Annotated in this window: 21 protein-coding genes; 8 read left to right on the forward strand and 13 right to left on the reverse strand. The window is 67.3% G+C overall.

The window, feature by feature from the left end; genetic code table 11:
• Positions 1-270 precede the first annotated feature (270 nt).
• Both JHL17_RS34280 and JHL17_RS34285 read left to right on the forward strand, forming a co-directional pair.
• Positions 271-978: a tRNA-uridine aminocarboxypropyltransferase gene (locus tag JHL17_RS34280; protein WP_247894023.1), complete on the forward strand. Its 708-nt coding sequence runs from the start codon at positions 271-273 to the stop codon at positions 976-978.
• Positions 979-1,118: 140 nt separating this feature from the next.
• Positions 1,119-1,700, forward strand: coding sequence for a tyrosine phosphatase family protein (locus JHL17_RS34285; protein WP_247894024.1), 582 nt, complete (start codon positions 1,119-1,121; stop codon positions 1,698-1,700).
• 154 nt (positions 1,701-1,854) lie between these two features.
• Here JHL17_RS34285 and JHL17_RS34290 read toward each other — a convergent pair whose 3' ends face one another.
• From JHL17_RS34290 to JHL17_RS34300, 3 genes are all read right to left on the reverse strand, one after another.
• Positions 1,855-2,487: a 2OG-Fe(II) oxygenase gene (locus JHL17_RS34290; protein WP_200199138.1), complete on the reverse strand. Its 633-nt coding sequence runs from the start codon at positions 2,485-2,487 to the stop codon at positions 1,855-1,857.
• 78 nt (positions 2,488-2,565) lie between these two features.
• Positions 2,566-3,222, reverse strand: a complete 657-nt coding sequence (locus JHL17_RS34295; protein WP_200199139.1) for a 2OG-Fe(II) oxygenase — start codon at positions 3,220-3,222, stop codon at positions 2,566-2,568.
• Positions 3,223-3,395: 173 nt separating this feature from the next.
• Positions 3,396-4,373, reverse strand: a complete 978-nt coding sequence (locus JHL17_RS34300) for a mitochondrial fission ELM1 family protein (protein ID WP_200199140.1) — start codon at positions 4,371-4,373, stop codon at positions 3,396-3,398.
• A gap of 173 nt (positions 4,374-4,546) precedes the next feature.
• Here JHL17_RS34300 and JHL17_RS34305 point away from each other — a divergent pair, with 173 nt between their 5' ends.
• Positions 4,547-5,107, forward strand: coding sequence for an Lrp/AsnC family transcriptional regulator (locus tag JHL17_RS34305; protein ID WP_200199141.1), 561 nt, complete (start codon positions 4,547-4,549; stop codon positions 5,105-5,107).
• A 119-nt stretch (positions 5,108-5,226) separates the two neighbouring features.
• On the opposite strand, the gene chrA is transcribed toward JHL17_RS34305, so the two are convergent.
• The gene (gene chrA, locus JHL17_RS34310; RefSeq protein ID WP_200199142.1) at positions 5,227-6,543 is read right to left on the reverse strand and encodes a chromate efflux transporter; all 1,317 of its coding nucleotides are present in this window, start codon (positions 6,541-6,543) and stop codon (positions 5,227-5,229) included.
• A gap of 170 nt (positions 6,544-6,713) precedes the next feature.
• Here chrA and JHL17_RS34315 point away from each other — a divergent pair, with 170 nt between their 5' ends.
• Positions 6,714-7,643: a dienelactone hydrolase family protein gene (locus tag JHL17_RS34315; protein ID WP_200199143.1), complete on the forward strand. Its 930-nt coding sequence runs from the start codon at positions 6,714-6,716 to the stop codon at positions 7,641-7,643.
• Positions 7,644-7,708: 65 nt separating this feature from the next.
• Here the strand turns inward: JHL17_RS34315 and greA are convergent, their stop codons facing one another.
• Together greA and carB are read right to left on the reverse strand one after the other, a co-directional pair.
• The gene (greA, locus tag JHL17_RS34320) at positions 7,709-8,182 is read right to left on the reverse strand and encodes a transcription elongation factor GreA (protein WP_200199144.1); all 474 of its coding nucleotides are present in this window, start codon (positions 8,180-8,182) and stop codon (positions 7,709-7,711) included.
• A 98-nt stretch (positions 8,183-8,280) separates the two neighbouring features.
• The gene (gene carB / locus JHL17_RS34325; protein WP_200199145.1) at positions 8,281-11,529 is read right to left on the reverse strand and encodes a carbamoyl-phosphate synthase large subunit; all 3,249 of its coding nucleotides are present in this window, start codon (positions 11,527-11,529) and stop codon (positions 8,281-8,283) included.
• 261 nt (positions 11,530-11,790) lie between these two features.
• On the opposite strand from carB, the gene JHL17_RS34330 reads away from it, so the two are divergent.
• Together JHL17_RS34330 and JHL17_RS34335 are read left to right on the forward strand one after the other, a co-directional pair.
• Complete coding sequence (locus JHL17_RS34330; protein WP_200199146.1) at positions 11,791-12,621, forward strand: PAS domain-containing protein; 831 nt, start codon at positions 11,791-11,793, stop codon at positions 12,619-12,621.
• Between the two features lie 10 nt (positions 12,622-12,631).
• Positions 12,632-13,015 (forward strand): hypothetical protein, encoded by a 384-nt coding sequence (locus JHL17_RS34335; RefSeq protein ID WP_200199147.1) that lies wholly within the window; start codon positions 12,632-12,634, stop codon positions 13,013-13,015.
• A 205-nt stretch (positions 13,016-13,220) separates the two neighbouring features.
• Here JHL17_RS34335 and JHL17_RS34340 read toward each other — a convergent pair whose 3' ends face one another.
• From JHL17_RS34340 to JHL17_RS34360, 5 genes are all read right to left on the reverse strand, one after another.
• Complete coding sequence (locus tag JHL17_RS34340) at positions 13,221-13,838, reverse strand: NapC/NirT family cytochrome c (protein ID WP_200199148.1); 618 nt, start codon at positions 13,836-13,838, stop codon at positions 13,221-13,223.
• The gene (locus tag JHL17_RS34345; protein ID WP_200199149.1) at positions 13,835-14,359 is read right to left on the reverse strand and encodes a nitrate reductase cytochrome c-type subunit; all 525 of its coding nucleotides are present in this window, start codon (positions 14,357-14,359) and stop codon (positions 13,835-13,837) included. The genes JHL17_RS34340 and JHL17_RS34345 overlap by 4 nt, the downstream gene beginning before the upstream one ends.
• A 14-nt stretch (positions 14,360-14,373) precedes the next feature.
• Entirely contained in the window at positions 14,374-16,875 is a 2,502-nt protein-coding gene (napA, locus tag JHL17_RS34350; protein WP_200199150.1) for a nitrate reductase catalytic subunit NapA, read from the reverse strand.
• Between the two features lie 85 nt (positions 16,876-16,960).
• Positions 16,961-17,227, reverse strand: a complete 267-nt coding sequence (locus JHL17_RS34355) for a chaperone NapD (protein ID WP_200199151.1) — start codon at positions 17,225-17,227, stop codon at positions 16,961-16,963.
• A gap of 10 nt (positions 17,228-17,237) precedes the next feature.
• Entirely contained in the window at positions 17,238-17,432 is a 195-nt protein-coding gene (locus tag JHL17_RS34360) for a periplasmic nitrate reductase, NapE protein (RefSeq protein WP_200199152.1), read from the reverse strand.
• 254 nt (positions 17,433-17,686) lie between these two features.
• Here JHL17_RS34360 and JHL17_RS34365 point away from each other — a divergent pair, with 254 nt between their 5' ends.
• Together JHL17_RS34365 and JHL17_RS34370 are read left to right on the forward strand one after the other, a co-directional pair.
• Entirely contained in the window at positions 17,687-18,430 is a 744-nt protein-coding gene (locus JHL17_RS34365) for an MgtC/SapB family protein (RefSeq protein ID WP_200199153.1), read from the forward strand.
• 78 nt (positions 18,431-18,508) lie between these two features.
• The gene (locus tag JHL17_RS34370) at positions 18,509-20,599 is read left to right on the forward strand and encodes a sensor histidine kinase (RefSeq protein WP_200199154.1); all 2,091 of its coding nucleotides are present in this window, start codon (positions 18,509-18,511) and stop codon (positions 20,597-20,599) included.
• A 10-nt stretch (positions 20,600-20,609) separates the two neighbouring features.
• Here JHL17_RS34370 and JHL17_RS34375 read toward each other — a convergent pair whose 3' ends face one another.
• Complete coding sequence (locus JHL17_RS34375) at positions 20,610-21,224, reverse strand: pyridoxamine 5'-phosphate oxidase family protein (RefSeq protein ID WP_200199155.1); 615 nt, start codon at positions 21,222-21,224, stop codon at positions 20,610-20,612.
• Positions 21,221-21,721, reverse strand: coding sequence for a DinB family protein (locus tag JHL17_RS34380; protein WP_200199156.1), 501 nt, complete (start codon positions 21,719-21,721; stop codon positions 21,221-21,223). The genes JHL17_RS34375 and JHL17_RS34380 overlap by 4 nt, the downstream gene beginning before the upstream one ends.
• Positions 21,722-21,777: the final 56 nt, after the last annotated feature.

Consider the following 21,777-nt stretch of genomic DNA (forward strand, 5'->3'; position numbering starts at 1 on the left):
CATAACTACGCAAGTTCCAGGCCAGCTGTTAAGCGCGTCACACGAGTTCCATGACACACGAAGAAATCTCTACAAACGGTTTATACGAAGCCACTTGAACCCACATGAACAGGGATGACACGAGGGAATCTCGGGGGGATCTGTCGTACACGCCGCGACGGCCACCGCTCTTCGACCGAGCATCGCCGCCTTCCGTGTGAGATGTGTTCCCTTCCGCAGCGTTCCAACCCATATTCGCGGTCAATCCCCTTCAAGGAATGCGTACCTCCCATGCACAGCGCCCCCGCACCCGAGTCTTGCCCGAACTGCCTAAAGCCTAATCACCTGTGCATTTGCGAGGCAGTGCAGCCGATCAAGAACGGCGTGTTCCTGCTGATCCTGCAGCACCCGCAGGAGAAGCGGGAAAATCTGGGCACCGCCCAGATCGCCCATCTGCAGTTCGCCAACTCGATGGTGAAGGTCGGACTGAGCTGGCCGGGGCTGAAGCGCATCCTGGGGCGCGAGGTCGATCCAAGGCGCTGGGGCGTGCTGTATCTCGGTCCGGTGAAGGACGGCGGCGCTCCCCGGCCGGAGGTGGGGGTGGTCGACAAGAACGGCCAGCCGCTCCGCGACAGCGCCGGGATTCTGGGCGACCTGGAAGGGGTGATCGTCCTGGACGGCACCTGGAGCCAGGCCAAGACCCTGTGGTGGCGCAATGCCTGGCTGCTGAAATGCCACCGCATCGTGCTGAATCCGCAATTCCGCTCCCTCTACGGGCAGGCGCGCAAGGAGCCGCGGCGCGACAGCGTCTCCACCCTGGAAGCCGGCGCCTTCCTGCTGTCGCGGCTGGAGGGCGACCAGACCATCATGGACACCGCGCTGAAGCCCTTCTCGCTGCTGCTGAAGAAGCTGCGCACCCGCCCCCCGCGCCCGGTGTCGCCGCCGGACGGCGAAGCCGCCGGTCCGGAGAGCGAAGAGGAGGTCGGTGGGGAGGCTTGACAGGGCGGTGGAGGAGCACCGGCGCCGATCGTGACGATCGCGTGTACGAACGGTTGGCGGGTTGACGGGGGCGGGGCGGCGGGTGCCAAATGCCGGCTCCCCGGCCCTATCGTCTTCCTACCCTGCAATCGAATGAGAGAATGATGGCCAGCGATTTCGTGCCTTTCGGCCTGACCGTCTGCGGTCTCAGCGAGCTTTGCAATTTCGGCGGCGGCAAGGTCAGCCACGTCCTGTCCATTCTCGACCCCGGGATGACGGAGCCGAGCGAGTTCGGCGCTTATGGCGAGCATGAGCGGCTGGAACTGCGTTTCCACGACGTCATCGAACCGACCCGCGGCCAGATCGCCCCGGCTCGCTCCGACGTGGAGCGCATCCTGGCCTTCGGCCGCGACCTGCTGGCCGAGCCGGCGGATTGCCGCCATCTGCTGGTTCACTGTCATGCCGGCGTGTCGCGCTCAACCGCCGCGCTGACCATGATCCTGGCCCAGGCCCGTCCCGATCTGCCGGCGGCCGACGCGGTGGGCGCCGTGGTCGCCATCCGTGCCCAGACTTGGCCCAACCTGCGCATGATCGAATTCGCCGACGACATCCTCGGCCGCAACGGCGACCTGGTCGCCGCCGTCCGCCAGCGTCATCGCACGCTCGGCAAGCAGCGCCCGGAACTGGTTCAGTTCATGATCGACAACGGCCGCATCCGCGAGGTCGAGGATCTGATCGACTGAGGGGCGCCACGGCCCCTAAGCAGGTTTTCCGAACTCCGCCCACACATGGGCGGGCTCGGAAAACCTGCAAAACCATAGAGTCCGCAGGTTTCTCCAGGCCGGGCCCGTGGCCCGATCTGGGGAAACCTGCTTAGGCCTTTCCCCGCCGATTCCGTCAATATCCCTTCGACTGGCCGCCGAAGACGCCCTTCGCCCAGGCGCCGACCCGGTGGCGCCACTGTTCGTGCCAGATATAGACGCTGCCCTTGACCCAGTTCATTTGGATCGCGCGGCGCTGGCCTTCGAAGGGGTAGTGGCCGTGCCAGGAGGTGTCGCTGCGGCGGAAGCACATCAGCGTGCCTTCCTCCGGCGGGACCTCGGCGGCATAATCCTCCAGGTTCTGGGAGCGCAGGATGCGCAGGCGGCCGCCGGCGGCCTCCCAGGGCGGGTTCATGTAGATCAGCACGGTGATGATCTTGCTGGCCGAATCCGGGTGGATCTTGCCGTCGGTCGGCCGGCACATGCCGCGCGCCGTGAACATGGTCGGGTAGGGCGACAGGTCGAGTCCGAACTTGTCGGAGAAGGCCTTGCAGACCTCCGGCCCCTTCAGTTCGTCGATCATCCGGTCGAAGCTCGGCCCCTGGGGGAAGACCCCCAGCGGGATTGAGCCGGGCCTGTCCACCTTGGGATAGTCGCGGTGCAGCTCTTCAAGGCACTCCCGCTTCACGAAGCCCGGAACGCACAGGAAATCATAGGGATCATGCTGCAGGGGGGTGGCGCGGAACTTGTCCAGATCAAGCATGGACATGGGTACAAAACTCCCAAAGAGCGTGCCGACGGTGGCTTTGCCCCCCAAAACCGGCGTCACTTAACCACGGCGGAAGTTTTATGCAACAGCTTTGTCGGGGAAGCACAATTCTTGCCGTGCTCGCCATTCGGGACCGACATAGTTCACGATGATCGATTTCCGCACGCCGTCGATCGAACGTTTCTCGAAGCCATGCCAAGTATTGCTTCCGGGGATGAAGACCAGCCCTTCATTGAAGGCGTAGGGCGCGCGGGCGACGACCGTCCGGTTCCCGTCCAGCACGTCGGTGCCCCAATGGGCGCAGTTCGGTCCCTTCGAGAGATAGATCAGCATCGTGAATTTCTTGACGCCGATGTCGGTGTGCGGCTCCAGCCAGAAGCCGTCGGTGTCCTGGCAATATTCGATGCGCAGGCTGGTGCCGGTCAGGTCGACGCTGCAGGTCTTCTGGATCGCCTCCACCACCGGGCGGCTCTGGAAGGCCTGGGCGACCGTCTCGCACACCGCGTATGTGGTGCGGTTCTCCTCGCCGAAATAGGTGCGCGATGCGTTGTTGGTCTCGCGCTTGCCGTAGGTGTCGGACACCGGGGGCGCTCCCCAGGGCAGGTCGGCGATGGCGCCGGCGGTTTCTTCCGGCAAGGCCCCGGACAGCAGCCAGTGATTATACGGCCTGTCGAACAGCCGGCTGTTCTCCAGGCAGCGCAGGAAGGAGGCGGAAACGGCGTCGGGGCTGGTCATGGCAGCGGAGGTTCCGGATGGAAGGACGGCCCGGACCGTGGTTTTGGAGACGGCCGGTCTGCCTGCGCTTATGGCATGGCGCATGCTGGAACTCCGCAGCAAACCGGTCTTGCCGGCAGAGTGCGCGCATTGGCCGCGCCGCGCCCCGCCGGCTTGTCATGCCCGCCGGCTCATCAGGACAGGCCGAAGCGCTTCCGGTGGGCCGACAGGCGGCGGCGCACCTCGTCGGCCACCACCTCCGTCTCGTTCAGCGGCGGGGAGTCCCAACGGTCCAGCGACCCGTCGAAGGGCCGGGTGATGCCGTCCTGGTACAGCCCGTCATGGAAGGCGCGGAACTTGGGCGATCCACCGTCCAGTTCGATCACATAGACCGGCTTGCCGGTGGAACAGGCTTCCGAGATCATCGACACGCTGTCGCAGGTCACCACCACCGCGTCGGCGAGACCGAGATAAGCGAAATAGGGATTCTCGCCGCTGCCGTCCCACACCTCCGCCGGCAGGCCGGACAGGCGGGCGCGCAGGATCGCCTCGTTGTCGGCGCCGGTGCGGCGCGACGGGGTGACCATCAGCCCGGCGCCATGGCTGCGCGTCAGGTTGGCCAGCCGTTCGGCCACGTCGCCCATGATGGTGGGCGTCAGCCGGTAGACGCCGTTGTCGCCGCCGATCAGCACGGCGATGCGCGGGTGCGGCAGATGCGCCAGACGGGGGCCGAAACGCTCGGCCGCGCCGGCCAGGATGGCGGGCGTCACCCGGTGCAGCGCGCCGCGCGTCACCATCACGTTGTCGCCGCGCAGCTTGTCGTGGCGCGGCACGACGATCAGGTCGAAATGACGCGGGTTCATCACCGGATCCTGGATCTGGACGGTGAAGGTCCGGCCGCCCGACTGCCGGCGCACCGCCAGCGAGACGGCGATGGACTGCCGGCCGCTGCCGATCAGCAGGTCGGGCCAGGGCGGTTCCACCGGATCGCCTTTGGGGCCGGCGGCGAAGCGGTTGCCGATGCGCCAATAGGGGGTCAACTGGCGCCACGGCGTGCGCAGGTGGACGCGCTTGACGACGGGCGTCAGGCCAAGCGACTCCGCCAGACCGATGCACTGGTTTTCCATGCCGGCCTTGCCGTCCGACACGACCCAGCAGGTCAAAGGTTGCATGAGGACTCGGATCGTTGAAGCTTCGAAGAGGGGGAATGCCCCGGGCGGAAGGGCTGCGGCGAAAAGACCGTTATCCGGGTTGCTCGCCCTTGCAGGGGTTTCCGTCTTGGCGTAGACACCATGCCCGTGTAATATCCTTTCTTCAAATCACCCCCGGAGCGACCGAGTAAACCATGCGGCGGGTCAAACTCGACCGAATTGACCGTCGGATTCTGCGCGATCTGCAGAACGACGGCCGGATGACCAATGTGGAGCTTGCCCGACGTGCCGGCATCTCCGCTCCGCCCTGCCTGCGCCGCGTCCGCGCGCTGGAGGAGGCGGGATTCATCCGTGGCTACCACGCCGACGTCAACCCCGACGCACTGGGGTTCGGCGTCACGGTGTTCGCCCAGGTCGGCCTCAGCAGCCAGGCCGAAGCGGACCTAAAGAAATTCGAGGAGCTCGTCAACAGCTGGCCGCTCGTGCGTGAGTGCAACATGCTGGCCGGCGAATATGATTTCGTCCTGAAGATCGTGGCGGAGGACTGGGACGACTACCAGCGCTTCCTGACCACCAAGCTGACGGCGGCGCCCAACGTCGCCCATGTCAAGTCGGCCCTGTCGATCCGCACCAGCAAGCACACCCCCGGCGTTCCGATAGACGTCGACTCGCCCGACATCCCGGAAGGGACCGAGGACGACGAGGACGAGGATTTCGTCGAGGACGAGACGCCCGCCCGCGCCACCCGGCGCTGACCGGGATCGGCGTTTCGCTTTGCAGCTTCGTGCGTTCACGATGGAACGCACGAAGCTGAAGCCTCTATTCGGCGATCGGATTCACGCTTCGAATCGATTCCGATTTTACGCGATCCGATCTAGAGGGAAGATGCGGCGAGCGCCTGGAGAAGGCCTGCCGCCGCTCCCCCCAGGACCACCCAGTGGATCGCCGCGTTGCGCCGTGTCAGCGCGTAAAGCGCCGCCAGCATGATCGCCCAGATCCAGATCCTGTGCCCCGCCGTCTGTCCGTCCGGCAGCAGCACCGCGATCCCCAGATAGACGCCCAGGTTCAGGATCACCCCCACCACCGCCGCGGCGATGGCGGCCAATGCCCCCGCGGCCGGACGGTTGTGGATCAGCCGCTCGACATAGGGGGCGCCGGCGAAGATGAACAGGAAGCAGGGCAGGAAGGTGACGTAGGTCGTCAGCGCCGCCCCAAGCATCCCTGCCAACCCCGGCGGCAGAACGCCCGGCCGGTTCCAGCCGGCGAAGAAACCGACATATTGCGTGACCAGGATCAGCGGCCCCGGAGTCGTCTCGGCCAGCGCCAGGCCGTCGACCATCTCCCGCGGGCTCAGCCAGCCATAGGCGTCCACCGCCTGTCTGGCGATGTAGGGCAGCACGGCATAGGCGCCGCCGAAGGTGACGAAGGCCGCCTTGGTGAACAGTGCCGCGATGCCGCGCCAGGGGTCGCTGCCGAAGGCCAGCAGCACCGCCCCGACCGGCACCGCCCACAGAACGACGAACAGGCCGGCAAGGGCGAGCAGCCGGCCAAGCCTGGGGGCCGGCTCCTCCAGGGTGGCGGCATCGCCCTCCGACAGCGGGTGCGGGTGGGCGAACCAGTGGCGGCCGGTGTGCGCCGTTACGCCGCCGACGACCGCCGCGGCGCCGATGACCAGCGGGAAGGGCAGGTGCAGCACGAACAGCGCCAGGAAGGCGGCGGCGGCCATGGCGACGGCCGCCGGCCCCTTCAGCGTGCGGCGGCCCATCCGCCATACCGCGGCGGCGATGATCGCCACCACCGCCGGCTTGATGCCGTCGAACAGGGCGCCGACCAGCCCGGTGCTGCCATGGGCGGCGGCGATCCAGGACAGAGCCAGCAGAACCAGCGCGCCCGGCAGGACGAACAGCCCGCCCGCCACCAGCCCACCCCGCACCCCATACTGCCGCCAGCCGATGTAGGTGGCGAGCTGCTGCGCCTCCGGCCCCGGCAGCAGCATGCAGAAGTTCAGCGCGTGCAGGAAGCGGGTCTGATCGATCCAGCGGCGGCGGTCGACCAGTTCGCTCTGCATCATCGCGATCTGCCCGGCCGGCCCGCCGAAGCTGGTCAGCCCCAGCCGCAGCCAATAAAGGCAGAAGGCGCCGAAGGGCGGGATGGGGGACGGCTGCGGGGGCGGGGCGGGGGCATCGGTCATGGGACCGCACCCTAGCGCAAACGCCACGGCAAGGCAGCCGTCGCCATTGAGCGGGGCGGTCCTTGGGGACAATTGCGGGCCACCCATGGCCTTCCGCATCGCGGAGGTTTAATATTGCAACCGCGAGCGCCGCCGTCCCGGCCGGCGCCGGCAGTCGGGGACGTTGCAGAATGAAGGCTTCCGCCCGCGGGCGCGCGGCTGTGTTGGGCGCGGTGCTGTGTGCCGGTGCCGGGTTGATCGGTCTTGAGGAGCTGGCCCTGACGGGGACCGCGCAGGCCGCCGTCGGCGTCCATGCCGAGGAGATCGTGCGTTTCCCCTCCATCGACGGGGATCTGACCGGGGGGGCGCCGACGATGCTGAGCGGTCGCCTGTTGCGTCCCGCCGGGAACAGCCCGCATCCGGCGGTGGTCATGCTGCATGGCTGCGGCGGCCTCTATGCTCGCAACGGCCGGGTGTCGCCACGCCATGTCTGGTGGGCCACCCACCTGCAGCGCCAGGGCTACGAGGTGCTGATGGTCGACAGCTTCGGGCCGCGCGACGTGGAGGAGGTCTGCACCACCGCGCTGAAGGACCGCACCGTCCGCGCCACGGCCGAGCGCAAGCGCGACGCCTGGGGGGCACTGGCCTTCCTGCGCAAGCGGCCGGAGGTCGATCATGACCGCATCGGCCTGATCGGCTGGTCGCAGGGGGCGAGCAGCGTGCTCGCCGCCTATGGCGCCGGCGAGGATGGCCCGGCCGGGACGGAGGAGGGCGGCTTCCGCGCCGCGGCGGCCTTCTACCCCGGCTGCAAGGCGTCGCTGAGCAACGACGACTGGCAGCCCGACGGTCCGCTGCTGCTGCTGGTCGGCGGCAAGGACGACTGGACCCCGCCGGAAAGCTGCGTCGAGCTGGCCGGCCGCGCCGGGGTCAAGGAGAAGGTCGACCTGGTGGTCTACCCCGACGCCTATCACGGCTTCGACGCCCCCGACGCCCCGGTGCGCAAGCGCAAGGATCTCGCCACCGCCCCCGGTGGCACCGCCCATGTCGGCACCGACGAAGACGCCCGCTCGGACGCGATCCGGCGGGTGATGGACTTCTTCAAGGAGAAGCTCGGGGGGTGATGGTCGCCTGATGTCCCCTCTCCGGCGTGAGGAGAGGGGACAATCCGGAGGAGTGGGTCAGAGCCTCAACGGAACTCGACCGATACGATCTCGTACAGCTTGGAGCCGCCGGGGGTGGACACTTCGACGCTGTCGCCGACGGACTTGTTGATCAGGGCGCGGGCCAGCGGTGCCTGGATCGACAGCAGGCGGTTCTTGATGTCGCTCTCGTCCTGGCCGACGATCTGATAGGTCGTCTCCTCGTCCGTGTCCTGGTCGGCCAGGGTCACGGTCGCACCGAACTTCACGGTACTGCCCGTCAGCTTGGACGGGTCGATGACCTCCGCCCGGCTGATCTTGTCCTCAAGCTCCAGCACGCGGCCTTCGATGAAGCTCTGACGTTCGCGCGCCGCGTGGTACTCGGCGTTTTCCGAAAGGTCGCCATGTTCGCGGGCTTCCGCGATGGCTTTGATGACCGCCGGGCGTTCGGTGATCTTAAGGTGCTTCAATTCCTCCTGGAGGCGGTTGAAGCCCGCCGCTGTCATCGGAACTTTTTCCATGTTCGGTCCATCACCGCTTGCAGTCGTTCGACCTGTCCAGAGAGCGACATTAGGGACGAAGACGGCGCGGAGGAGGTCCGCCGCGCCGTCGTCCGTCCTTAATACGATCCGCTAAGGTACGACTGCAACGGGGCGACTTCAAGGCTGCCGTTCCGGAGTGCGGCGATCGCTTCCACTGCCGCGCGTGCTCCCGCCACCGTGGTGTAATACGGAATGTTGTAGGTCAGTGCGGTGCGACGCAGACTGAAGCTGTCGGACAGCGCCTGGGCGCCTTCCGTGGTGTTGATGACCAGATGCACGTCGCCGTTGATCATCGAATCGACGATGTGCGGCTGGCCTTCGACCACCTTGTTGATGGTCTCCGCCGGCACGCCGGCATCCTTCAGCACCTTGGCGGTGCCGGAGGTGGCGAGCACGCGGAAGCCCATGTCGTGCAGCTTCTTGGAGATCACCGCCAGGGCCGGCTTGTCGCGGTCCTTGACCGAGACGAAGACGCTGCCCTTGACCGGCAGGGTGACGCCGGCGCCGAGCTGCGCCTTGGCGAAGGCCAGCGCGAAGTTGTGGTCGAGGCCCATCACCTCGCCCGTCGACTTCATCTCCGGGCCCAGGACGATGTCGACGCCGGGGAAGCGGGCGAAGGGGAAGACCGCTTCCTTGACCGCGGTATGCGGCGGCGTCGGGCCGTTCAGGGTGAAGGAGGACAGCTTCTCCCCCGCCATGACGCGGGCGGCGATCTTGGCGATGGCGGTGCCGGTGGCCTTGGCGACGAAGGGCACCGTGCGGCTGGCGCGCGGGTTGACCTCCAGGATGTAGACGGTGCCGTCCTTGACCGCGAACTGCACGTTCATCAGCCCGACCACCTTCAGCGCGTGGGCGAGCGCGTCGGACTGGCGGTTGATCTCGGCGATGATGTCGGCCGGCAGCGTGTAGGGCGGCAGGGCGCAGGCGCTGTCGCCGGAATGGATGCCGGCCTCCTCGATATGCTCCATCACGCCGGCGACATAGACTTGCGCGCCGTCGCAGACGACGTCGACGTCGACCTCGATGGCGTCCTGCAGGTAGCTGTCGATCAGCACCGGGTTCTTGCCCGACACCTGCACGGCGGTGCCCATGTAGCGCTGGAGCCCGGCCATGTCGTGGACGATCTCCATCGCCCGGCCGCCCAGCACATAGGACGGACGGATGACGACGGGGAAGCCGATGCGGGCGGCCACGGCCTGCGCCTCTTCCAGCGAGCGGGCCAGCCCGTTGGCCGGCTGCTTCAGGTTCAGATCGACCAGCAGCTTCTGGAAGCGCTCGCGGTCCTCGGCCAGGTCGATGGCGTCGGGCGAGGTGCCCAGGATCGGAATGCCGGCGGCCTCAAGGGCGGCGGCGAGCTTCAGCGGGGTCTGGCCGCCGAACTGCACGATGCAGCCCAGGACATTGCCCTTGCGTTGCTCGACCCGCACCAGCTCCACCACGTCCTCGGCCGTCAGCGGCTCGAAATACAGGCGGTCGGCGGTGTCGTAGTCGGTGGAGACGGTCTCCGGATTGCAGTTGACCATGATGGTCTCGATGCCGGCCTCCTGCAGGGCGTAGACGGCATGGACACAGCAATAGTCGAATTCGATGCCCTGGCCGATACGGTTCGGGCCGCCGCCGAGGATGACGACCTTCCGCGATTCGGTCGGGTCGGACTCGCATTCCGCCTCGCCGGTCCCGTCGGTCTCGTAGGTCGAGTACATGTAGGGCGTGGCTGAGGCGAATTCGGCGGCGCAGGTGTCGATGCGCTTATAGACCGGGGTGACGCCGGCCATGCGGCGGGCCGCCGCGACCGCCGCCTCGCTGGTCTTGGCCAGCTCGGACAGACGGGCGTCGGAGAAGCCCATCTGCTTCAGCTTCAGCCAGCCGGCCTTGCCGGTCGGCAGGCCGTCGGCGCGGATCGCCGCCTCGCGGTCGACGATCTCCTTGATCTGCTCCAGGAACCACGGATCGTATTTGGAGACGGCCTGCACCTCGTCCACGGTGAAGCCGTGGCGGAAGGCCTGGGCGATCACCAGCAGGCGGTCGGGCGTCGGCGTGGCGAGCGCGCCGCGGATGGCGGTGCGGTCCGGGTTCTCCTCGCCGCCGATCTTCAGCTCGTTGAAGCCGGTCAGGCCGGTCTCCATCGAGCGCAGCGCCTTCTGCACCGACTCCTGGAAGGTGCGGCCGATCGACATCGCCTCGCCCACCGACTTCATCGAGGTGGTCAGCAGCGGCTCCGACCCCTTGAACTTCTCGAAGGTGAAACGCGGCATCTTGGTGACGACATAGTCGATCGTCGGCTCGAAGCTCGCCGGCGTGGTGCCGGTGATGTCGTTGGTCAGCTCGTCCAGGCGATAGCCGACGGCCAGCTTGGCGGCGATCTTGGCGATCGGGAAGCCGGTCGCCTTGGAAGCCAGTGCCGAGGAGCGCGACACGCGCGGGTTCATCTCGATCACGATCAGGCGGCCGTTGGCCGGGTTGACCGCGAACTGGACGTTCGACCCGCCGGTGTCCACCCCGATCTCGCGCAGCACCGCGATCGAGGCGTCGCGCATGATCTGGTATTCTTTGTCGGTCAGCGTCAGCGACGGCGCCACCGTGATCGAGTCGCCGGTATGGACGCCCATCGGATCGATGTTCTCGATGGCGCAGACGATGATGCAGTTGTCGGCGCCGTCGCGCACGACCTCCATCTCGTATTCCTTCCAGCCCAGCACCGATTCCTCGATCAGCACCTCGCCGACCGGGCTGGCGCGCAGACCGCCGCGCACGATGTCCTCGAACTCCGCCCGGTTGTAGGCGATGCCGCCGCCGGTGCCGGCCAGGGTGAAGCTGGGACGGATGATCGCCGGCAGCCCGACGAGGTCGAGGGCGTCCGTCGCCTCGGTCAGGGTGCGGACCATGCGCGACTTCGGCGATTCCAGGCCCAGCTTGTCCATGGCGTCGCGGAACAGGATGCGGTCCTCGGCCTTGGCGATGACGTCGCGCTTGGCGCCGATCATCTCCACGCCGAGCCGCTCCAGCGTGCCGTCGTCGGACAGCGCCATCGCCGTGTTCAGCGCGGTCTGGCCGCCCATGGTCGGCAGCAGGGCGTCGGGACGCTCCTTCTCCAGGATCTTGGCGACGACCGCCGGGGTGATCGGCTCGATGTAGGTGGCGTCGGCCAGACCGGGATCGGTCATGATGGTGGCCGGGTTGGAGTTGACGAGGATGACCCGGTAGCCTTCCTCGCGCAGTGCCTTGCACGCCTGGACGCCGGAATAGTCGAACTCGCATGCCTGTCCGATGACGATCGGACCCGCGCCGATGATGCAGATGGATTTGATGTCGGTGCGTTTGGGCATGGGTCCGCTTCTCTGAAATGTGGTCAGCCGAAAACCCCCCGGCGCCGGGGGACCGGAGACGGAGAGCGGGATGGGCATGTCGTGCAAGGCCCCCTTATAGGGGGTTCGGGGCCGGGGGGGAAGGGGTGGCATGGATGTCACCCTCGCATGACTGAATCTCGGACAGGGCACTGCCGGGCTATGCGGCCCTTGAACCGCTGGGGAAAGGGAGGCATCAATTCCCATTCTCCCTTTTCGGATCCCCTTTGGAGATACGCCCCGATGAGCCACGCCTTCGCCAAGGACAGCCGCGCCTGCGCCGCCTGCGTGTCGTGGGGTGGCGAGCGCGCCCTGTCGGAGGACAACACCCTGGTCCATGTCGCCCGCCACGGGGTGGAGGGGGAGTGCCGCACCGCCAGCAGCCAGGACTACCGGCGCGTCACCAAGGGCTATCACACCTGCGGCGCCTGGGCGCCGCTGCCGATGCTGAAGAAGCATGGCGGCCGGATCGGCCACACGCCGGCCGGACAGGGGCATATGCTGGTCACCGCCGCGGCCTCGCGGCCGGTGACCCAGCCGGTCTCGCAACCGGTGCCGCCTGCCGCCGCCTTCGCCGCGGCGCCGGTCGCCACCCCGGTGATCGACGCCCCGCCGCCGCCCTGTCGGGCCGACGTGATCGACGCGGAGCAGACGCCGCAGGTCCGTGCCCTCTACACCCATTGGGTGAGGCTGAAGCGCAAGCGCCGCATGCCGCTGGCAACCGAGATCGACACCGCCCAGGTGCGGGAAAGCGTGCCGCGCATCGCCCTGATGGAGCCGACCGCCGAGGGTGGCGACTTCGTGTACAAGTCCTGCGGCCGGGCCCTGCAACGCCGGCTGACCGGACGGCCGACGACGCGTCGGGTGACCGACTGCCACCCGGAACAGGCGGCCAAGCGCTGGCTGTCCGACCTGCACGCCTGCCTGGAGAGCGGCGAGCCGCGTTGCCTGCTGGTGCGCGACGACCCGATGCTGCCGGGGGCGAAGTTCGTCGAGCTTCTGTTGCCGCTGGCCGATGTAGAGGGCGGTCCGGCGACGCGCGTGCTGGTCTACCGCCATGTGCCGGGCGGCTGAGGAGGCGGCGATGGGCAAGGGGAGCGATGACCCGAAAGGCGCTGAGCCAAAGGGAGAAGGCCCCGGTCCGGAGATCGTCGGCGTCTGGCCGGCTGCGGTGTGGATCATCGTCGGCGCCGGGCATTACCTGAACGATCCCGACCATTTCGCCGGCTGGAAGGGTGCCTTGTATTTCGTGCTGGGCACGGGATTGGTGGCGCTGGTGGGCGGCATCGCCAGCCTGTCGACGCGGCGCACCGTCGCCGGCATCCAGGAGCGCCTGCTGAAGGAGGTTCGCCACCGCCGCGACCTGACCACCTGGGTGATCGCGCTGGGGCTGCGCGGGTTGGTCGGGCTGGGGGAGGCGGTGCTGGTGACGCTGCTGGCGCTATCCGCGGTGGCGATGCTGGGATGAGGAGTTTCGGCTTCGACTGCCCCCACCCCGACCCTGCCCCGCTGGGCGGGGGAGGGAGATTGGCGCTTGTCCGGGAGAGCGGCGGCAGTCCCTCCCCCGCCCAGCGGGGGAGGTTAGGTGGGGGCATTCGCCAGCCGACCGTTTCCCGTGAAACGCAAACAGCCCCGCTCCTTCCGGAGACGGGGCCGATGCAGCATTGCAATCCTTACTTGGCGCTGGTCTTCATGTTCCAGCCCGGCTCGATCCCCTGCATGTCGGGCAGGTGGTGGGCGATGCCCTTGTGGCAGTCGATGCAGGTGTTCTGCCCGGTGAACAGATAGGTCTCGTGCATCTTGGCGGCGCGCGGGTTCTGCTTGGTGATGTCCATGGAATCGGCGCTGTGGCAGTTGCGGCATTCCAGGGAATTGTTGTTCTTCAGCCGCGCCCATTCGTGCTCGGCCAGTTCGCGGCGCTTGTCCAGGAACTTCTCGCGCGTGTCGATGGTGCCGAAGATCTTGCCCCAGACCTCCTTCGACGCCTGCATCTTGCGGGCGATCTTGTCGGTCCACTGGTGCGGGACGTGGCAGTCCGGGCAGCTGGCGCGCACGCCCGACCGGTTGGTGAAGTGGATGGTCTGCTTCAGCTCCTCATAGGGATTGTCGCGCATCTCGTGGCAGCTGATGCAGAAGGCCTCCTTGTTGGTGGCTTCGAGCGCGGTGTTGAAGCCGCCCCAGAACACCACGCCGGCGATGAAGCCGCCCAGCGTCAGGAAACCCAGGCCGAAATGGACGCTGGGACGGGCGAACAGCCGCCACAGGCACAGCACTGCGTCGCGGATTTTCATTTCTGGCCGCCTTGGGCATGGCCCAGGACCGAGTCGAAGTCTTGGAAGCTGTTGGGAACGATCGGCTGGGCGTCGGTCTGCGGCACATGGCACTGGGTGCAGAAGTAGCGGCGCGCTGCCACCGTGCCCAGGGTCTGGCCGTCACGGTCCTGGAAATGGGTGACCGACAGCATCGGCGCCTGCGAGCCGGCCGTGTTGCGGCGGTCGTGGCAGGTCAGGCACTTGTTGATGTTCAGGTCGATCTGGTAGTCGCGGATGGCATGCGGGATCAGCGGCGGCTGGTCGGCATAGTTGCGCACGCGCTTCTGGTCGTCGGTGATGTCGCGGTGGGTCGCCTCGGCCGGTACATCCGTGGTGATCGGATGGTTGGCGGAGGGGACCTTGATCCCCCCCACCGTGCCGGTGCCGGTCGCGGTGGCGATCGGCTTGTCGGCGGCCACGACGCCGGTGGCGACGCCGATGGTCAGGGCCGGGACGCCGGCCAGCAGGGCCAGCGCGGCAATCAGGAAACGGGTCTTCATGATGCCGGCACTCCTCAGGCGTTCGCGACGGGCGTGATCTTGACCGCGCATTTCTTGTAGTCGGTCTGCTTGCTGATGGGATCGGTGGCGTCGAGCGTCACCTTGTTGATGAGGACCGTGTGGTCGAAGAAGGGGACGAAGACCAAGCCGCGCGGCGGCTTGTTGCGTCCGCGCGTCTCGACCCGCACCCGGACCTCGCCGCGCCTGGAGGTGACGCGCACCTCCTGCCCGCGCCGGACGTTCAGCTCCTTGGCGTCGTCGGGATGCATGAACACCACGGCGTTGGGGAAGGCCTTGCGCAGTTCCGGCACGCGCAGCGTCATCGATCCGCTGTGCCAGTGCTCGATCACGCGCCCGGTCGACAGCCAGAACGGGTAGTCGGCGTCGGGGGCTTCGGCCGGCGGCTCGTAGGGCAGGGCGAAGACGTTGGCCTTGCCGTCCTTGTTGCCGTAGAAGCGCATGCCTTCGCCGGCCTTCACGTAGGGATCCGATCCCTCGCGATAGCGCCACTTGGTCTCCTTGCCGTCCACCACCGGCCAGCGCAGGCCGCGCTCCTGGTGGTACTGCTCGAAGGGCGCCAGATCGTGGCCATGGCCGCGGCCGAAGGCGGCATATTCCTCGAACAGGCCCTTCTGGACGTAGAAGCCCGCTTGGCGGGCTTCGAAGTTGTTGTAGGCCTGGTCGAGGTCGGACAGCGGGAAGCGGTCGACTTGGCCGTTGCGGAACAGCACGTCGTAAAGGGTTTTGCCGCGCAGCTCCGGCTTCTTGTTCAGCAGCTCTTCCGGCCAGACCTCTTCCACGGCGAAGCGCTTGGAGAACTCCATGATCTGCCACAGATCGGACCGCGCGCCGTCGGGCGCATCGACCAGCTGGCGCCACAGCTGGGTGCGGCGCTCGGCGTTGCCGTAACCGCCCTCCTTCTCCACCCACATGGCGGTGGGCAGGATCAGGTCGGCGGCCAGCGCCGTCACGGTGGGGTAGGGATCGGAGACGACGATGAAGTTCTCCGGGTTGCGGTAGCCGGGGAAGGTCTCCTTCGCCGTGTTCGGGGCCGTCTGCATGTTGTTGTTGCACATGACCCAGTAGGCGTTGAGCTTGCCGTCCTTGAGCATGCGGTCCTGCTGGACGGCGTGGTAACCGACCTTCTCGGGGATGGTCCCCTCCGGCAGCTTCCAGATCTCCTCGGCGTGTTTGCGGTGCTCGGGGTTGGTCACCACCATGTCGGCCGGCAGCCGGTGCGAGAAGGTGCCGACCTCGCGCGCGGTGCCGCAGGCCGAGGGCTGGCCGGTCAGCGAGAAGGGGCCGCAGCCGGGCTGCGAGATCTTGCCGGTCAGCAGATGGATGTTGTAGCAGAGGTTGTTGGCCCAGACGCCGCGGACATGCTGGTTGAAGCCCATGGTCCAGAAGGACACGACCTTCACCTTCGGGTCGGCATACAGCTCGGCCAGCGCCTCCAGCCGGTTCTTCGGCACGCCCGACAGCTCGTGCGCCTTGTCCAGGGTGTAGGGCTCGACGAACTTGGCGAACTCGTCGAAGCTGATCGGGTCGGAGTCGTTGGCCTTGTCGGCGTTCTTCGCCTTCTTCTCCAGCGGGTTGTCGGGACGCAGGCCGTAGCCGATGTCGTCGCGGCCGCGCTTGAAGTTGCAGTGCTTCTCGATGAAGTCCTTGTTCACCCGGCCGGTCTTGATGATGTGGTTGGCGATGTAGTTGAGGATCGCCAGATCGGAGCCGGGGGTGAAGACCAGGCCGATGTCGGCGAGGTCGAAGCTGCGGTGCTCGTAGGTCGAGAGGACGGCGACCTTGCAGCCGGGATGGCTGAGGCGGCGGTCGGTGACGCGTGTCCACAGGATGGGGTGCATCTCCGCCATGTTGGAGCCCCACAGCACGAAGGCGTCGGCCTGCTCCATGTCGTCGTAGCAGCCCATCGGCTCGTCCATGCCGAAGGTGCGCATGAAGCCGGCCACCGCCGACGCCATGCAGTGGCGGGCGTTCGGATCCAGGTTGTTGGAGCGCAGGCCCCCCTTCATCAGCTTGGAGGCGGCATAGCCTTCGTAGATGGTCCACTGGCCGGAGCCGAACATGCCGACGGCGGTCGGCCCCTTCTTCTTCAGGGTCTCCTTCCACTTCTCGGCCATGATGTCGAAGGCGGCGTCCCAGGTGATCGGCTCGAACTCGCCTTCCTTGTCGTATTTGCCGTCCTTCATGCGCAGCAGCGGCTGGTTCAGCCGGTCCTCGCCATACATGATCTTGGACAGGAAATAGCCCTTCACGCAGTTCAGGCCGCGGTTCACCTCGGCCTTCACGTCGCCGTGGGTGGCGACCACGCGGCCGTCCTTGACGCCGACCATCACGCCGCAGCCGGTGCCGCAGAAACGGCAGGGCGCCTTCGACCAGGTCAGCTTGGCGCCTTCGCCGGTCAGGATGTTGGCGGCGGACGCGGGCAGCGAGATTCCGGCCGCCGCGGCGGCGGCAGCGGCGGCTTGCGCCTTCAGGTAATCGCGGCGGGAGAGGAACATGGCGGGCAGACTCCAGTCTTGGAGGAAATTCATTCGGGAAAGGGCGGATGCGGCGCGCCTGGACGGGGAACCCGATGAAGGGGCGTCAGGCTGCGTCGATCGCGTCCGCGGGTTCGTAGTGGTGGTAGACCATGGTCGTGGTGTGCACGCCGGGGATGGCGTTCAGCAGGGCGATGCGGTCGACGACCTCGGCCGCGCTGGCGGTGACCAGCGTCACCACCGCCTTGCCGTTCTCCGCCGCGCACCATTCCAGCCCGGCGACGGATGCCGCCGCCTCGCGCACCGCGTCGGTGCGGTCGGGGCTGTGCTGGATGACGAGGCTGGAGATGTGGATCTCGGGGGCGCGGGGCATAGGGCGAGACTCAGTGGGTGAGGAGCTGGTACATCCAGATCGAAAAACCGTAGGCGGAGACGGTGCCAACGGCGATCACCGGCCAGACCAGCACCGCCAGCCACAGGAACATCAGCCCTTCGGCCCGGCGGGTCGGTGCCGGCGCGGAGTCGGTGGCCTTCCGGTCGGAGGGATGGGACAGGACGGGGGAGGTGATGGGCCTCATGGCGGCACTCTCGGTCGGAGCGGGAACAGTTCGAGCCGGCCGGGATGCCAGCCATTAAGGCTGGTCCTTAGGTACCGGTTTTCGACCCTTAGTATCGGTACTTTCCGACTGACTGCAATTGATACAGGTCAAGCGGGGCCGTTTGCGGCCTGTGACGGATTGGTGCCGCGCGCCACATAGGCGCTGGCGCTCCGGCTGCGCTAGACTGGCATCAGGGCCGTGGTGGGAATTTCCAGCCGGGAGTGGGATGGGTCATGGATTTGCTGCGCTCCTACTGGTCCCCGGCCGAGCTGGCGACCAACGGATTGATCCTCCTGCATCTTTTGGGAGCTTTGGCGGTCGGGCTGCTGCTGGGATACGAGCGCAGCTATCACGGGCGGGCGGCCGGGATGCGGACCTACGGGCTGGTCTGCCTGGCGTCGGCCGCGCTGACGGTGGTCAACGCCTTCCCCTCGATGTGGTATGGCGGCATCGGGACGCAGGGGGCGCCGCAGGGGGCCGCGCTGACCGGCGACCCGACGCGGGTGATCCAGGGCATCGTGACCGGCATCGGCTTCCTCGGTGCCGGAGTCATCATGCGCGAGGGGCTGTCGATTCGCGGCCTGTCCACCGCCGCGTCGATCTGGGCGACTTCCGCCATCGGCATCACCATCGGGCTCGGCTTCTACGCGGTCGCCGTCGCCGCGGCGGTGCTGACCATCCTGGTGATGAGCCTGCTGCGGCCGATCGAGCGGCTGCTGCCCCACCAGTCGGTGATCCACCTGACCCTGGTCTTTCCCCGCGACAAGGCACCGCAGCCGCAGGACTTGCGGCTGCAGGCGAAGAAGCACGGGTTCGAGGTGGTCGACTGGGCCTTCCATCTCGCAAGCGGCAGCGGCCAGTTCGAATGCCAGCTGGTGCTGCAGGGAAAGGGCGATCCCGATCCGATGGCGCTGGTCGGCGCTTTGGCCTCCACCGACGCCGTCGTGGAGTTCAAACTGTCTCCTTCGCGCATCTGACGGGTTGGGTAAGTGCGAGGACGAAAGGCATAGCCGCTTAATCTTTCCCTAAAACTTTATCTTTACCGATACGCTGCGATGACGAAGGACGTGAACAACGGCGGGGACGACGGCATGCCGGCCCGACAGAGCGGCAGCGCCCGGTACGATGCCGGTCCTGTGGTTTCACCATCCGTTCGTTTTCGCTGGACGGTTGTATTTCTCGTCCTGTTCTGGGTGATTCTGCTCCGGTCCGCCGGTGCGGCGGGCGCGGCGGAACCGGGTGCCCCGCCACTGCTGCTGGGACCATCCACCGCCAGCGCGACGCTGGCCGGCCATTTCGCCCGGTTGATCGATCCCGACCGCAAACTCGACTTCGCCGACATCCTCAATGCCGACGCCGAGGGGCGAATGGAGCCGCGGGAGGATTTCCGCGGCGCCGGCCAGACCCGCGACATCCATTGGTACCGGTTCGACCTGATGCGCGAAGCCGGCGCCCCGGCGGACTGGTTCCTGGAGATGGGCGAAGCCTATATCGACCATCTCGACCTGTTCATCCCCAAGGCGACCGCCGTCGCCGGCCGGCCTCGGGAGCCTGGCGCCTATCGGCTGGTCCGACTGGGCGATTTCGTTCCCTTCAGCCAGCGCCCGATGAAGACCCGGCTGCATGCCGTGGCGCTGACCCTGCCGGAAGGAAAGCCGGTTTCGCTCTATCTGCGCGTCGATTCGGTCAGCGCCATCCGGCTGTCGGCGCGGGTGTGGGCGCCCAGCGCCTATGCCGGCCACCAGACGACGGATTTGCTGTTCCAGGGGCTGTTCCTGGGGGTGCTGGGCATCCTGGCGCTGGGCTATGCCGCGCTGGGCCTGCTGCTGCGCGACGGGGCTTTGCTGGCCTACAGCGGCTACGCCGCCACCGTCTCCTGCTATTATCTGTTCGCCAACGGCATCGGCGCGGCCCTGCTGCCGGACATGCCGGGCTGGTTCATGAACATGATGGTGGGCAGCAGCGGTTTCCTGGGCTTCGCCGCCGGACTCATCATGTGGGTCTATATCCTCGACCTGCGGAACCGGGCACCCCGGCTGCGCCGTTGTTGCCAGGGGCTGGCGCTGCTGACCCTGCTGATGCTGCCGACGACGGTATCGCCGCTCTATGCCCTGACCAATCCGGTGGTGACGCTGTCGGCGCTGGTCGTGGTGGTGATCGCGCTGGTGCTGACCGCGCGGATGGTCTGGCTGAATCCCGACGACCTCACCCCGCGCTTCTATCTGGGCAGCACGCTGATCTCGCTCGGCGGGCTCCTGCTGGCTCAGATGTCCCTGCGCGGCATGCTGCCGGCCGATTTCGCCATCGCCGATCCCTACCAGATCTGCTCGATGCTGGCGGTGCTGGTGCTGGGCACCGGCCTTACTCTGCGCATCGGCCGGATGCAGTCGGAGCGGCTGCGCGCCCGCGAGGAATCGGCCTTCGCCACCAAGCGGGCGGAAGAGCAGCGCCGCTTCGTCGCCATGCTGTCGCACGAGTTCCGCACCCCGCTTGCCTCAATCGACAGCGCGGCCCAGATGATCGAGCTGTCGGGTGCGGTCGAGGTCCCGTCAGCCTTGACCCGCCTGGAGCGCATCCGCACCACCACCCGCAAGATGGCGGAATTGGTCGACCTGTTCCTGTCCGCCGATGCGCTGGACCAGGGGGCGCTGGCCTTGAAGCCGGAGCCGGTGGCGCTGGGCCAGCTGATGGAGGAGGTGCTGGGCGGCCTGACGGGAACGGAGGCGGAGGAGCGTCTGGACCTGTCCGTCGAGACGCCCGATCGCCCGCTGCTCGTCGATGCGCCGTTCCTGGGGGTGGCAATCGGCAATCTGGTGCAGAACGCGCTGCGCTACTCGGCTGCGGACACGCCGGTCCGGGTGACCGCCGGCGACGGCGGGGGCGGGATCTTCATCCGCGTCGCCGACCGTGGTCGCGGCATGAGCCCGGACGAGGTGGAGCGCATCGGCTCGATCTATTTCCGCGCCTCGTCCTCACGCGGGACCAAGGGGTCGGGGCTGGGCCTCTACATGGCGCAGAAGATCGTCGCCGCCCATGGCGGGAGCCTGGCGGTGGAGAGCGCGCGCGACCAGGGCTCCGTCTTCACCATCAGGATCCCGGACGGCGGCGGACAGCTTCAGATTGCCGAAAGCCTCGCCGCACAGTGATGGCGGTAGCTCAATAGAGAGTCCTCGGCAGTTGCTCCGCCGCCACCCGGTCATAGGACTCGCCGCCTTCGCGCCCGGCGCTGGCTTCCGCCAGCAACGTTCCCACCGATGGCAGACCGTTTCGCGCCACCTGTGCCGCCGGATCCCACAGGCGGGAACGCAGCAGGGCGCGGGCGCACTGGAAGAACACCGTCTCGATGGTGACCACCAGCACCGACTTCGGCGCCTTGCCGTCAACGGCGAAGCCCTCGCACAGCGCCGGGTCGGCGTCGATCACCGCGGTGCCGTTGACGCGCAGGGTCTCGTTCAGGCCCGGCACCAGGAACAGCAGTCCGACCCGCGGATCGGCCAGGATGTTGCGCAGGCTGTCGATGCGGTTGTTGCCGCGGCGGTCGGGGATCAGCAGGGTGCGGTCGTCCGCCACCCGGACGAAACCCGGCCCGTCGCCGCGCGGCGAGGCGTCCAGCCCGCCCGGACCGCTGGTGGCGAGGACGAAGAAAGGGGACGACTCGATCAGCGCGCGGTAGCCGGGGGTGAGCGCCGGCACTTCCTTGGCGATGGAGCGGGCGGCCGGCTCGCCATAGAGGGCTTCCAGAGCGGCGAGATCGGCGATCGGTCGGGTCATTGCGGATTCAGCAGGAAGTAGACGAAGTCGACGGACGGTGCATCCAGCCCGAACTGGCTCACCAGCGTGTGAGCCTGCCCACGGTGATGGGTCTGATGGTTGAAGACGTGGGTCAGGATTTGGCCGAAGGGCAGTTCGTGGGACGTGCCTGCCATGCTGCGGTAGGAAAGGGTCGAGTCGAACCGGTCCACCGGAATGGATGCCACGACGCGCAGGAGACGCTCGTCCTCCGCTTCGCGGGCGGCGCGCAGGCCGGCGAAATCGTCATGCAGGATTTCGTCGAGCGACGACGGCTTGGGTCCATACCCCTCGATCCGCTCCAGCCATACCCGGTCGGCGACCAGGATGTGGTTCAGCGTGCCGCGGAGCGAGCCGAAGAAGGCGCCGCGATCCTCGCGGAACTGCGCATCGGAGAGCGACGCCGCGGCTTCATAAAGGCGGCGGTTGGCCCAGCGGTTGTAGCGGGCGAGGGTCTCGAAATGAGGCTTCGGGTCCAAGGGGAACCTCTTGCTTGCTTGCCCTTTACCGGTCGGAGAGCCCTTTCCCTCTCCCT

Origin of the sequence: Azospirillum endophyticum (genome assembly GCF_016595245.1) — a bacterium.
Lineage (GTDB): Bacteria > Pseudomonadota > Alphaproteobacteria > Azospirillales > Azospirillaceae > Azospirillum > Azospirillum endophyticum.